This window comes from Pseudoalteromonas sp. BDTF-M6, assembly GCF_018334135.1.
Taxonomy (GTDB): domain Bacteria; phylum Pseudomonadota; class Gammaproteobacteria; order Enterobacterales; family Alteromonadaceae; genus Pseudoalteromonas.
This window is the reverse complement of the sequence record NZ_JAGXTQ010000005.1, coordinates 21,969-35,256: the sequence shown is the minus strand read 5'-3', so window position 1 is coordinate 35,256 and position 13,288 is coordinate 21,969. Positions and strand designations below refer to the sequence as shown.

Annotated in this window: 12 protein-coding genes; 5 read left to right on the top strand and 7 right to left on the bottom strand. The window is 48.6% G+C overall.

The window, feature by feature from the left end; all coding sequences use genetic code 11:
- Positions 1 to 195 precede the first annotated feature (195 nt).
- Complete coding sequence (locus tag KD147_RS12475) at positions 196 to 1,131, bottom strand: substrate-binding periplasmic protein (protein ID WP_212548084.1); 936 nt, start codon at positions 1,129 to 1,131, stop codon at positions 196 to 198.
- A gap of 154 nt (positions 1,132 to 1,285) precedes the next feature.
- On the bottom strand, positions 1,286 to 1,627 hold the full coding sequence (locus tag KD147_RS12470; protein WP_105190364.1) for a Grx4 family monothiol glutaredoxin: 342 nt from the start codon (positions 1,625 to 1,627) through the stop codon (positions 1,286 to 1,288).
- 338 nt (positions 1,628 to 1,965) lie between these two features.
- Between KD147_RS12470 and KD147_RS12465 the strand changes: the two genes are divergently transcribed.
- The 4 genes from KD147_RS12465 to KD147_RS12450 all read left to right on the top strand — a co-directional run bounded on the left by KD147_RS12465 (position 1,966) and on the right by KD147_RS12450 (position 7,539).
- Complete coding sequence (locus KD147_RS12465; protein ID WP_105255091.1) at positions 1,966 to 2,550, top strand: superoxide dismutase; 585 nt, start codon at positions 1,966 to 1,968, stop codon at positions 2,548 to 2,550.
- 227 nt (positions 2,551 to 2,777) lie between these two features.
- Positions 2,778 to 4,700 carry a PrkA family serine protein kinase gene (locus KD147_RS12460; RefSeq protein ID WP_212548083.1) on the top strand — a complete coding sequence of 641 codons (1,923 nt, stop codon included), beginning with the start codon at positions 2,778 to 2,780 and terminating at the stop codon, positions 4,698 to 4,700.
- A gap of 29 nt (positions 4,701 to 4,729) precedes the next feature.
- Complete coding sequence (locus tag KD147_RS12455) at positions 4,730 to 6,016, top strand: YeaH/YhbH family protein (protein ID WP_212548082.1); 1,287 nt, start codon at positions 4,730 to 4,732, stop codon at positions 6,014 to 6,016.
- A gap of 14 nt (positions 6,017 to 6,030) precedes the next feature.
- Positions 6,031 to 7,539 carry a SpoVR family protein gene (locus tag KD147_RS12450; protein WP_212548081.1) on the top strand — a complete coding sequence of 503 codons (1,509 nt, stop codon included), beginning with the start codon at positions 6,031 to 6,033 and terminating at the stop codon, positions 7,537 to 7,539.
- Between the two features lie 12 nt (positions 7,540 to 7,551).
- Here the strand turns inward: KD147_RS12450 and KD147_RS12445 are convergent, their stop codons facing one another.
- Both KD147_RS12445 and KD147_RS12440 read right to left on the bottom strand, forming a co-directional pair.
- The gene (locus tag KD147_RS12445; protein ID WP_212548080.1) at positions 7,552 to 8,511 is read right to left on the bottom strand and encodes a sensor domain-containing diguanylate cyclase; all 960 of its coding nucleotides are present in this window, start codon (positions 8,509 to 8,511) and stop codon (positions 7,552 to 7,554) included.
- 2 nt (positions 8,512 to 8,513) lie between these two features.
- Positions 8,514 to 9,518 (bottom strand): response regulator, encoded by a 1,005-nt coding sequence (locus KD147_RS12440; protein ID WP_212548079.1) that lies wholly within the window; start codon positions 9,516 to 9,518, stop codon positions 8,514 to 8,516.
- 179 nt (positions 9,519 to 9,697) lie between these two features.
- On the opposite strand from KD147_RS12440, the gene tpx reads away from it, so the two are divergent.
- On the top strand, positions 9,698 to 10,294 hold the full coding sequence (gene tpx, locus KD147_RS12435; RefSeq protein WP_212548078.1) for a thiol peroxidase: 597 nt from the start codon (positions 9,698 to 9,700) through the stop codon (positions 10,292 to 10,294).
- 53 nt (positions 10,295 to 10,347) lie between these two features.
- Here the strand turns inward: tpx and hemH are convergent, their stop codons facing one another.
- The 3 genes from hemH to KD147_RS12420 form a co-directional block, all read right to left on the bottom strand.
- Positions 10,348 to 11,352, bottom strand: coding sequence for a ferrochelatase (hemH, locus tag KD147_RS12430; RefSeq protein ID WP_212548077.1), 1,005 nt, complete (start codon positions 11,350 to 11,352; stop codon positions 10,348 to 10,350).
- A 99-nt stretch (positions 11,353 to 11,451) separates the two neighbouring features.
- Positions 11,452 to 12,096 (bottom strand): adenylate kinase, encoded by a 645-nt coding sequence (gene adk / locus KD147_RS12425; RefSeq protein ID WP_105255084.1) that lies wholly within the window; start codon positions 12,094 to 12,096, stop codon positions 11,452 to 11,454.
- Positions 12,097 to 12,288: 192 nt separating this feature from the next.
- Positions 12,289 to 12,996 carry a SapC family protein gene (locus KD147_RS12420; protein ID WP_105255083.1) on the bottom strand — a complete coding sequence of 236 codons (708 nt, stop codon included), beginning with the start codon at positions 12,994 to 12,996 and terminating at the stop codon, positions 12,289 to 12,291.
- Positions 12,997 to 13,288 lie beyond the last annotated feature (292 nt).

Genomic DNA, 13,288 nt, shown 5'->3' with positions numbered 1-13,288 from the left:
ATTTGCAAGCACTCAAAAAAGTAAACACTTTGTACCATTTATCCGCTTTATATTCGTTATTTTTAACATGACACCAGTGTCAAAAATAAAAAAACGCCAAATAACGTCAAATAACGTCAAGGTTAAGATGCAGTTTACGTTAACGTAAACAAAGCACAAAAACGCATAACTATTCAAATTAAGAATGAGTATTCATCACTCGTTTAACATAGAAGCAGGACACCTTTGGGCAAGCCGGTGCATGATTTGTGTACGCAGTGCGTGAGTATGCACCTGCCTAATAGCCTGGTTGATATCCGCCATGAGTTGCTGCCACTGAGGCCGCGCCGTTGACAACGCAAAGTACAAGGGCTGCTCGGTGATAGCCGGTTGCAAGACTCGGTAGCCATCGCTGGCGACATTCTGACGCTCAGCCAGAGTGTTTATCACCAGGGGTTCGGCCACGATCAGGTTGACTCGCCCCGAAAGTAACAATTGCAGGTTCTGGCTGTCGTCTATGGCTTGTTGCACAATCACGCGACCACTGTCGAGCACTTTGTCCACCTCGGGAGCATTTTGGTAGCCGCGTACAACGCCCACGGCATAATTGGACAAGGACTGAGGAGCCGGCGCCTGGGTGAGCTCGCTGTCGGCGGCACTAATATAATGCACGGGAGTGTGGGCGTAGGGAGCGGACAAGGCCAGATGCTGCAAGCGGGTATTACCCAAAACCACATCGGACGGTGCCGAAGCTTCTATCTCATATTCGGGAGCGAGAATATCGACATGTCCCAACTCAGCCATGCGCACCGCGCGTGCCCAGGGTAAGAAGCGAAATTCGGGATTGTAGCCGGCCTCTATCATCACCGCCGCCATATATTGCAGCAGCCAGCCGCCTTGGCATTCTTGCCGGCCTATGTAGGGAGGCCAGTCCAAAGTCGCGATCACCACCTTAGATTCCCGCCGACCATCAAAGGTCAAGATGGCGCCCTGCCAGGTGCCAAGATAGCGATAATCTTGATTATCGAGCTGGTATTCCAAAGTCGCTTGCTTCGCCGTTTCTGCAGCTTTGCTGTTAGTTGGCCAACCTGCCGCGAAGCCAATCACTGTGCACAGTAGCAGCACAATGCCCTGACCTGGTACTGAGAACATCACCTGTTTCCATTTTCGCCAAAGAATGCCTAGGTGAAAGTGTAATAGATGCTGGCGAGATAGAAAGGAGAGCAAAAGAAAAGCCGGCGGATGCCGGCTTAATTATTATTTTTCGCGTTTATCAACGGGATACCCGGCTGGGATATCCGTTTGTTTATTCAGCGCTGTCCGCTTCTTTATACTTAGCGGCAGTTTCTTGGATTAGTGGCTGTAATTCACCGCGTTGGAACATCTCGATAATAATGTCACAACCGCCGATCAACTCGCCTTCAACCCATAACTGTGGGAAGGTTGGCCAGTTGGCATATTTAGGTAGCTCGGCGCGGATATCCGGGTTCTGCAAGATATCAACATAAGCAAACTGCTCACCACACGACATCATCGCTTGCGCTGCCTGAGACGAAAAGCCACAACTTGGTAGCTTAGGCGAGCCCTTCATATAAAGCAGAATCGGGTTTTCGGCAATTTGCTGTTTAATTTTATCAATGGTTTCCATTAACAACCTCAATTTCTATTTTCGGTGCTGGTCTGTATTGAAAACCACCACCGCGACCACAATGTTTAGGGTATGTTAAAGCAAACGGCCAACGCTTGATAGTTTCCTTGGGCAAACACGCGGGCTATTTTTCCCGCAAAGTTAACGAAAAATCGTGCCATGCTTGCTAACATTGGTAAAAGCGAGAATAGCTTACACTTCTTAAAGCGTTGCTGTTTGTTTAAACTTGAGTAAAATACTCGGGAATTATAGTACCACTATAATGGCTTTCAGTATACCGAGCGCAAACATGCGCCCGCCTAAAGCCCTTTTTCAAATAAAGACAGATGGAGAAAAACATGGCATTTGAACTACCGTCACTACCGTATGAAATCAATGCACTTGAGCCGCATATTTCTCAAGAAACTCTTGAGTACCACCACGGTAAGCACCACAACACTTACGTAGTAAAGTTAAACGGCTTAATCGAAGGTACTGATTTCGAAGGTAAATCACTAGAAGAGATCGTATGTTCATCAGAAGGCGGTGTTTTCAACAATGCTGCGCAAATCTGGAACCACACTTTCTACTGGCACAGCCTGTCTCCAAACGGCGGTGGTGTAGCAACTGGCGCTGTTGCCGATGCTATCAACGCTAAATGGGGTTCTTTCGAAGCGTTCCAAGAAGCATTCAACGATAAAGCAGTAAACAACTTCGGTTCAAGCTGGACTTGGTTAGTTAAAACGGCCGATGGTTCTCTAGACATCGTTAACACTTCAAATGCAGCAACTCCGCTAACTGAAGCTGGCCTAACGCCTATCCTAACAGTAGACCTGTGGGAACACGCTTACTACATTGATTACCGTAACGTGCGCCCTGATTACCTAAAAGGTTTCTGGGCACTTGTTAACTGGGATTTCGCGAACCAAAACTTCGCCGCTTAATCGCCAGACATTAATCTTAAGGTGAATTTATTTCACCTTGACTTAATGGCAAAAAAAGCCTTGTTGTCGGTGTACAACGGGGCTTTTTTTATGTCCATCTCCAGTGCCAAATCAGTGGACTAAATTCCTAATATATTTCGCAAATTTCTTTAACACTGTCTACGCTTTAAGTAACCGAGTTGCATCTTTGCCTTTTCATCTCAGCTTCGGGTTACTTGGAGGTCGCTATGACAATATTTGAGCATTATCAATCTCGCTTTGAGGCATCCCAAGAAGAAGAATACAGCGTTAGCGAGTTTTTAGAGCTGTGCAAACAAGACAAAACAGCCTACGCCACGGCTGCTGAAAGGCTGTTGACGGCCATCGGCGAACCGCAGATGATCGACACCTCGCAAGATTCGGTGCTAAGTCGCCTGTTTTCTAACCGGGTGATCGCCCGCTACCCCGCGTTTAGCGAGTTTTATGGCATGGAGGATGCCATTGAACAAATCGTGTCTTATCTTAAACATGCGGCGCAAGGCCTTGAAGAGTATAAACAAGTGCTCTATTTACTCGGCCCGGTTGGGGGCGGTAAATCATCCATAGCCGAGAAATTGAAATACCTGATGCAACAGGTCCCTATTTATTGTTTAAAAGGCTCGCCGGTTAATGATCATCCACTGAGCCTTTTTAATGCCATGGAAGATGGTGACCTATTAGAGCGCGAATACGGCATTAAAAAGCGCTATTTACGCACCATAATGTCACCCTGGGCGGCGAAACGCTTAAAAGAATACAACGGCGACATCAGTCAGTTTCGGGTGGTCAAACGCTACCCCTCTATTTTAAATCAAATCGCCATCGCCAAAACCGAGCCTGGCGATGAGAATAACCAGGATATCTCTGCCCTGGTGGGTAAGGTTGATATTCGTAAGCTGGAACATTTTGCCCAGAACGACCCCGATGCCTATGCCTACTCCGGCGCGCTGTGCCTTGCCAACCAAGGCTTAATGGAATTTGTGGAGATGTTTAAGGCGCCCATCAAGGTGCTGCACCCGCTACTGACGGCGACCCAGGAAGGTAATTATAACGGTACCGAGGGCATCTCGGCGCTGCCCTTTAGCGGTATTATTCTTGCTCACTCCAATGAGTCGGAATGGCAAACATTTAAAAACAACAAAAACAACGAAGCCTTCCTCGATCGGGTTTATATCGTCAAAGTTCCTTATTGCCTACGCGTTACCGAAGAAGTAAAAATTTACGATAAATTGCTTAAAAACAGTGAACTAAGTGATGCGCCTTGCGCCCCGGGCACGCTCGAGACGCTGGCCAAATTCTCGGTATTATCGCGCCTTAAAGAGCCGGAAAACTCCAGTATTTATTCGAAAATGCGGGTTTATGACGGCGAAAGCCTCAAAGATACGGATCCTAAGGCTAAGTCCTATCAGGAGTATCGCGACTATGCCGGTGTCGATGAGGGGATGACCGGGCTGTCCACTCGTTTTGCCTTTAAGATATTGTCGCGGGTCTTTAACTTTGACCACAGTGAAGTGGCGGCCAACCCGGTGCATCTGTTTTATGTCCTTGAGCAACAGATAGAGCGCGAACAATACAGCGCCGAAGTACAAGAGCGTTACTTATCGCACCTTAAGGGCTATTTGATCCCACAATACGTCGAATTCATTGGTAAAGAGCTGCAAACGGCTTACCTGGAGTCCTACTCAGAATACGGTCAGAATATTTTTGACCGCTATGTTACCTACGCCGACTTTTGGATTCAGGACCAGGAATACCGCGACCCGGATACCGGCCAGTTGTTTGACCGCGCCGCCCTTAACGCAGAGCTGGAAAAAATTGAAAAGCCCGCGGGTATTTCCAATCCCAAGGACTTCCGCAATGAAATCGTCAACTTTGTACTGCGGGCTCGCGCTCACAACAATGGTAAAAACCCCTTGTGGACCAGCTATGAAAAGCTTCGCACCGTGATAGAGAAGAAGATGTTTTCCAATACCGAGGACTTACTGCCGGTTATTTCATTCAATGCCAAAACCTCGGCGGAAGATCAAAAGAAACACGAAGACTTTGTTAATCGCATGGTAGCCAAGGGCTACACCCAGAAACAAGTAAGGCTGTTATCCGAGTGGTACTTGCGTGTACGCAAATCTCAGTAACGCCTTTGAAGTAAGTTGAGGGGAATTTTATGGCGCACTTTATCGATAGGCGCCTGAACGGTAAGAATAAGAGCACGCTTAATCGTCAACGCTTTATTCGACGCTATAAAAAGCAAATTAAAGAAGCCGTTTCAGACGCCATAAACAAACGCAGTGTCACCGACGTTTCCAGCGGCGAGAGCATATCCATTCCCGCCAAGGACATCAAAGAGCCATTGTTTCACCAAGGCAAGGGCGGCTTTCGCGAGCAGGTTCACCCGGGCAATGATCAGTTCAATGCTGGCGATAGGATCAAGCGCCCTCCCGCAGGGCAAAGTGGTGGCGCTGGTGAAGGCGAAGCCAGCGATCAAGGAGAAGGCTCGGATGATTTTGTGTTCTCCATCTCCAAGGACGAGTACCTTGACCTGTTATTTGAAGACCTGGAACTGCCCAACTTACAGGAAAACAGTCTGGACAAGCTGGTACAGATGCGTACTCACAGAGCCGGATTCTGTAGCGATGGTGTGCCCAGCAATATAGATATAATCCGCTCACTGCAGGGCTCACTGGCCCGCCGGGTGGCCATGACCGCAGGTAAAAAGCGCGAGCTAGCCGAGCTAAAACAAGAGCTTATCCATTTAGAGCAACAACCTGTGCCGGAGCAAACCCGCATCAACCAGTTGCTCATACAGATAGAGGAACTGGAGCGCCAAATTTCAGCGGTGCCCTTTATCGATAACTATGATCTGCGTTTTCGTAATTATGAAAAGCGGCCCCACCCCACCTCCAAGGCGGTGATGTTTTGCTTAATGGACGTCTCAGGGTCCATGGATCAGGCTACCAAGGACATGGCGAAGCGCTTTTACATCTTGCTCTATTTATTCCTTACTCGCACTTATAAGGATATCGAAGTGGTTTATATACGCCACCATACTCAGGCCAAGGAGGTCGACGAGCAGGAGTTCTTCTATTCTCAAGAAACCGGCGGCACCATAGTCTCCAGTGCCCTAAAGCTGATGCACCAGATCATTGCCGCGCGATACTCCTCCAGCGAGTGGAATATCTACGCCGCTCAGGCTTCGGATGGCGATAACTGGGCCGATGATTCGCCACAATGTGCCGAGGTACTAAGCAACAAGATACTCCCCATGGTGCGCTACTACGCCTATGTGGAGATCACCAATCGCGCCCATCAGAGTCTGTGGCGCGAGTATGAGCAACTGGCGGCCCAATTCGGTAACTTTGCCATTAAGCACATTACCTCGGTGGAAGACATTTATCCTATCTTCCGCGAACTCTTTAAAAAAAGTGCAAACACCACGGCGCAAAGCGCTTAGCATAAGGGGCGACTATGACCAAGCCTTTAAGTGACGGCCCAGATTGGACTTTTGATTTACTGGAACAGTACCGGGATGAGATCAAGCGGGTCGCCGAGCACTACAAGCTCGACACCTACCCCAACCAAATTGAAGTGATCACCGCCGAGCAAATGATGGATGCCTACTCCAGCGTCGGCATGCCCATAGGCTACAACCATTGGTCATTCGGCAAGAAGTTTATTCAAACGGAGCAAAACTATCGCCGCGGACAAATGGGCCTGGCCTATGAAATCGTCATTAACTCCAACCCCTGTATTGCCTACCTAATGGAAGAAAACACCATGGCCATGCAGGCGCTGGTTATGGCCCATGCTTGTTATGGCCATAACTCCTTCTTTAAAGGCAATTACCTGTTTAAAACCTGGACCGATGCCGGCTCGATTATCGATTACCTGCTGTTCGCCAAAAACTACATCGCCGAGTGCGAGCAAAAGCATGGCATCGATGAAGTGGAAGACATTCTTGACTCCTGCCATGCCCTGATGAACTATGGCGTCGACCGATATAAACGACCACAGCAAATCTCCCTGTATGAAGAGCAAAAGCGCCAGCAAGAGCGGGCCGAGTATCTGCAATCTCAGGTCAATGAGCTATGGCGTACCATTCCCACCAACGAGCAGCAAAAACGCAAAAAACGCCCCCGTTTTCCTTCGGAGCCCCAGGAAAACATTCTCTATTTTGTCGAGAAAAATGCCCCTTTGCTGGAGCCTTGGCAGCGTGAGATAGTGCGCATAGTGCGCAAAATATCTCAGTACTTCTACCCGCAAAAACAAACCCAGGTCATGAATGAGGGCTGGGCCACCTTCTGGCACTATACCCTGCTCAATCATTTGTACGACGAGGGCAAATTAACGGACGGCTTTATGATAGAGGTACTGCAAAGCCATACCAATGTTATCTACCAACCGCCCTACAACAGTAATTATTACTCCGGCATCAACCCTTATGCATTGGGCTTTAACATGATGGTGGATATTCGTCGGATCTGTGAAAACCCGGATGACGAGGACCGCAAGTGGTTTCCAGAATATGCGGGGAGCGATTGGTTGGAGACCCTGCACTTTGCGATGCAGAACTTTAAAGACGAAAGCTTTATCAGCCAGTTTTTATCGCCACGGCTGATCCGTGAATTTAAGTTGTTTTCCATTGTCGATGACAGCCAACAGCCGCATTTGGAAGTCTCAGCGATCCATGATGAGAGCGGTTATCAAAAAATTCGCCAATCGCTCTCGGCCCAGTACAACCTCAGTAATCATGAGCCCAATATTCAAGTCTATGACATAGATATTCGTGGTGATAGGTCTCTGACACTGCGCTACATTCCCCATCTCGGCATTCCATTGGCCGACTCCAAGGACGAGGTACTAAAGCACCTGCACAGATTATGGGGCTTTCCGGTGCGTCTTGAGCAGGAAAACGCCGACGGCAGCATAGTAAAGTTAAGCAGCTGTCCCGCCACCGAGCTGGATCTGGAAAGCTAAAGCGTTCTTGCGTTAATCATCGGCCAGTGTGGTTTGATTGCGGCCGGCTAGCTTGGAGCGATAAAGCGCCTTGTCAGCGGCCGCTATCCACTGCGGGTAATGTAAAAAGCCACTGCGATATTGAGCGATACCGGCACTGATGGTCATACTCAATTGCACCTCCTCCAAGACCACCTTGGTACTGGCTATCAGTTGTCTAAGTCGCTCGGCAAACACCAGGGCACCTTGAGCGTCGGTATCGTATAAGATCACCACAAACTCTTCCCCACCATAGCGGGCCGCCATATCACTTTCGCGCAGCGTCCCCTTTAGCAATGCAGCCAGGTGCTGCAGTGCCTTATCACCACTGGCGTGGCCGTAGGTATCGTTAATGGCTTTAAAATGATCGATGTCGAACATCAGCAGGGAATCACAACCACCGTTACGCTTTAAGCGCTTAAACTCCTTATCCAGGGTTTCTTCCCAAAAGCCTCGGTTTGGTAACTGGGTCAGGCTGTCGGTGCGACTGATCTGCTCCAGTAACCTGTTGGCCTCTTCAAGCTCTAACTTATTGACCGCTTCGTCGGTGACATCATAAATAATCACACAAATATGGGTCACCTCGCCACGGGTGTTGGTCAGTGGAATAAAGGTGGCGTTCTGATACATATAATCCGCTTTACCGGTGATCGGCCGATAGTTCTTAAAGCGGAAAATATAAGGCTTTTGCTCCCAAATGGTAAAAGAGCGGTTTTTTAATACAAACACTGACTCGGTTTTGGTGCGAAACCAGTGCTCATCAATGCTGGGAAAGACCTCAAATAATTCCTTGCCTTGCACCGCGCTTGGCAACAAGCCGGAATGATTTTCCATAAAGCCATTCCAGCTACAAACCCGATATTGTCTATCGAGCACCACCAGGCCAACGTCTACGGTGTTGAACATATCCAACAACCAGTGAACCTCGTGCATCTTGTAATCGGCTGCAGGCATAATCAGTCTTCCAGTAAATATTCGACTTTGTATTTCAGTGTCTTAAGCGAGTCTTCGGTGAACAGCAGCATAAGGTCGCAACTAATGTCATGATCTTCTATGCCATAGCTAATTTCGATCGCTAAGGTGCGTTGCCAGCGGCTGCGATTCGCTCTTACCAGTTCGGCTACCTGGCTATGCTGCCCCAAGACCACGGGATGTCCTTGGGAGAAATGCACATCCAACTGCTTTGCCAACCCAGTTAGCATGGCACCGATAAGTATGTTGCCAACGTCCATCAGCAGCTCCAACTCCACCGCGTCGTTAAGCTCACCGCCATAATTCATGAGCGCAGCGATTTCTTTAAAGCTGGAGTCATTGAGCAACAGCAGCGCCTCACCGGAAATACCGCCACCAATAAAGCCCTGGCAAATCCCCGAGGTGGCCGCATTATGATCGATTGAATGCAATGCCATGGCCAACTCATTGACTTCCAAGATGTTGACATTGGGGATCGGCAAGGTGACAAAGACATTGAGCAAACGGGCCAGTAAATCACCGGCCTGGCCCATGGCGACATTGGTCAGCTCTTGATAGACATCGCGTACCTGCGGGTCGAGCCATTCGCCCAACTGCAACGCCAGGCGTCGACGCCGGGCACTGTCTTTTATGCCATGGCGATCGATGATCTGGGCCAACTTGGTGCTGTCGCAGGGCTTAGCAACAAAGTCGACTGCCCCGAGCTCACGTACCCGAGCTAAAGCGCTGGGTTGAATATCACCGGATACGATGATCACTATGACCTGGAGGTGGCGTTCCCGTATGGCCTGCAGTACCTGATAGCCGTCCATGCCCGGCATATTTAAATCGAGAAATAAAACCTCGGGATTGGCGGTCTCTAATAGAGCAAGGCATTCTTGGCCATTGGTTGCGTACATAAGTTGCACGTCCCAGTCTACAGGAAAGGAACGAGCGAGCTGTCGCCGGGCCACGCCGGAGTCATCACAGATCAATACTGGCGTTTTCATGACTTAGAATACCTGATACCAAGGTCTGAGAGGGGAAATGAAAAAATAATGTTTTTTGCTTATATTACAAAAGCTAACCGTTGATAATGGTATTAAAATTAACTAGTAAACTCAATTTAATTATAGACTGACGCTATCGACAAAGATAACGGCATACATTTTTAAACTAAGGCAAGAGTATGATAAATAAAGTATTGTTTAGCGCTATTCTACTGGCATCCAGTGTCAGCTACGGCGCCTTCGCAGAGCAAAGCAGCACCATCAACACCCTGGATGCCAATAAGGTCACCGCCAAAGGCAAGCCCGTCGTGCTGCTTGGTAACGGTGTTAGCGTAGGCCAAAAAGCCCCGGATTTTCGTGTCGTTGACGATACGTTTCAGGCCAAGGGCCTGGGCGATTATAAACAGCAAGCGGTGCTGCTAAGCGTGGTGCCAAGCTTGGACACGGGTGTGTGCAGCATACAAACCAAGCATTTTAACGAGCAAGTGGCGGCCAATTATCCGCAGGTTGCCATGCTGACCATCAGTACCGATCTGCCTTTTGCCCAAAAACGCTATTGTGCCGCCGAAGGCATAGACAAGCTGGAAACCCTGTCGGATGCGGTGTGGCGTGATTTCGCCGAGAACTATGGCTTACTCATTAAAGACATGGGTATTTTAAGCCGTGCCGTGTTTGTCCTCGATAAAGAGCACAAAATTATTTACAAGGAGCTGGTCAGTGAACTCTCAAAAGAGCCGGACTACAAAAAAGCCATCGCCGCGCTAGATTCGCTGTAAAACATCAGGCAATAAAAAAGCGCCTTCGGGCGCTTTTTTATTGCCTGAGTAACTCACCAGTTTTGCAACTGTGAATAGGCGAGCTCGACCAACAGTTCGATATGCTCGGCATCATCATTCAGAGCTGGGATATAACCTAAATGCTTACCGCCGGCCTCGGTGAAAATCTCGGCATTTTCCACCGATATTTCCTCCAGGGTTTCCAAACAATCGGCGGCAAACGCCGGGCACACCACCTGCAGCTTCTTCACTCCGGCCTGGCCTAACTCGGTCAAGGTTTTATCCGTATAGGGTTGCAACCACTCCTCTTTACCAAAGCGCGACTGAAAGGTCATAAGCCATTGCTCATCACTCAGTCCCAACTTTTGTGCGCAGCGCTCGGCGGTGAACTTGCAATGCTCATAATAGGGGTCGCCCTTATTAACACAGCGTTTAGGAATACCGTGGAAAGAGAAGATCAGCTTGTCCGCCTCGCCATGAGTTTGGCGGTATTTAGCAATGGACCCGGCCAAGGCATTAATATAGCTGTCGCGCTCATAATAATGCTTCAGGAAGCGGATCTCGGGAATATTGCGCACCTTGGCAAGATGCCGGTTCAGCTTATCAAACACCGCGGCGGTGGTGGTTGCCGAATACTGGGGATACAAGGGCAAGACCGCAATCTTGTCGATGCCACGAGCCTGCATATCATCAATTCTGCTTTGAATACTGGGCTGGCCATAGGTCATGGCATAATCCACATGAATTGACTGGCCGCTGTGGCTCTCAATGGCTTGCTTTAGCGCCTTTGCCTGACGCTCGGTAATGACGCGCAGCGGCGAACCTTCGCTTTGCCAGATAGACTCATAGGCCTTGGCTACCTTGCCCGAGCGGATGGGCAAAATGATACCGTTGAGGATGACGGACCACACCAGCGGCGGGATCTCCACCACTCGGGTATCGGAGAGAAACTCTTTAAGGTAGGCGCGCACCGCAGAGGCCGTTGGCGCGTCCGGGGTACCTAAATTGACCAACAACACACCATAACGACTGGCTGGCTGCGTCAAAGCTAAAGACATAAACTCACTTTCCTTTCGTTGTTAGGATGTTGATTATACCCATAAAAGCATCGCTAGGATCAAAAAACCGCCTGACGGCGGTTTTTGTTGTTTAGGCGTTTAACCTAGTAGCTCAGCGAGTTGCTGGCTAACGGCTTCAACAGCCTGGGTACCATTTAACTTGTGGTACTGAGTGTTACCCGCTTGCGCTTCGCCTTGGTAGTAGTCAACCAGTGGCTTGGTTTGCTCATGGTAAATGGCCAGGCGCTTACGTACCGTTTCTTCGGTGTCGTCATCACGGATAATTAGGTCTTCGCCGGTCACGTCGTCCTTACCTTCCACTTTAGGTGGATTGTAAACCACGTGGTAAACACGGCCTGAGCCTGGGTGTACACGACGACCGCCCATGCGCTCAACGATCACTTCGTCGGCAACATCAAACTCGATAACATGATCAACGGCAATGCCATTTTCTTTCATGGCATCAGCCTGTGGGATGGTGCGCGGGAAACCGTCTAGTAGGAAGCCATTTTCACAGTCGGCTTTAGCAACACGCTCTTTTACTAGACCGATGATAATATCGTCAGACACAAGTTGGCCCGCATCCATCACTTTCTTCGCTTCTAAACCAAGCGGCGTGCCTTCTTTAATAGCAGCACGTAGCATGTCACCGGTAGAAATCTGTGGAATGCCGTACTTGTCCATTAAAAACTGAGCTTGCGTGCCTTTACCAGCACCGGGTGCGCCTAATAAGATAATGCGCATAATCGTATCCTCGTGTCTGCGTTATTGGGGGTCATAAAATAAACTCAAATTTTTTCACAAGGACGGGTGTTACTCAAGGATAAAAAGGTAAAACTTTCGTCCAACATGGTTAACAGCCGAATTAGTAACCAGCCAGGCACAAAAAAGCCCGGTTATGACCGGGCTTTTTCAGTTCGTCTTTAAACGATTCTCTTATGCATCACGCTCTGCTTTTAAACGTGCTAGGCGTGCAACCTGATGAGTCGAGGTTAAGAAAGAGTAGATAGGCGCCAGGTAACCACGCTTACGTAGCTCAAGGAAGTCTTCGTCGCTTAACTCGTTCAGTTTCTTCTCATCCACCAAGTAGATACCCGTGATGTCTTTTTTCTCACCCTTGATATCAACCGTTAGCGTTTGCGCTACCAATAGTTCTTTATCGGCAAGGTACTGAGTGAAGGCATCGGTTACGCCGCTGAACTCGATGAAAGAAACCAGAGCTTCTTTACGACGCTTAAGGTAATCCGTCTCTTCACCATTTTCGAACAAGGCATTGCCTTCTTCTTCGCCTACTAGCGGGCTGGCTTCGTCGATAACAACACCATATTGCTCTTGCTCAGGGTGCTTAACCAAACCTAGTGGGTAGCGAGTAACCGCTAGCGGGGCAAAACCTGCCTGCCATTGGTCGTCTTTGATAAATAGGTTTTCACCTGGCTCAAGACCGAATAAGGCAACCGCTTGGAATTTACCAGATTCATTGTTCTTTACGAATGCCATTGGGAATTCATTGGCGATACGGCCAAACTCGTGCGCCACAACTGGCACTAAATGCTGAGTTTTTAAAAATTCGATGTTCAGGCCATGTTTTACTTTGGTGTTGGCATGCTTTTCGTTATGCAAAGGCTGTACTTGTTGCTCCGCCATAATACTGCTCCATACTATTTACGTATTTATTACTTGTTGTGGCCTAAGGCTATCGGTTTTACTGGCAAAAAGAAAGCGAAAATACATTAAAGTTTCATGTCCCTTTTTCGCTTCAACTTTTTAAGATATGACGGTGTTCTCATTCTTGTCTTTAAGTGACATCCTCAGCCCTTTTACTAGCAAATTTTTTGCCCTTAACACAAGGCCAGATAAGGCTTCCAGGAAAGCCAAAGGTAATCAAACCTAGCCAGCCAAGGCGACAAAAAAGCCGCAATGATGCTGATATTTTGCC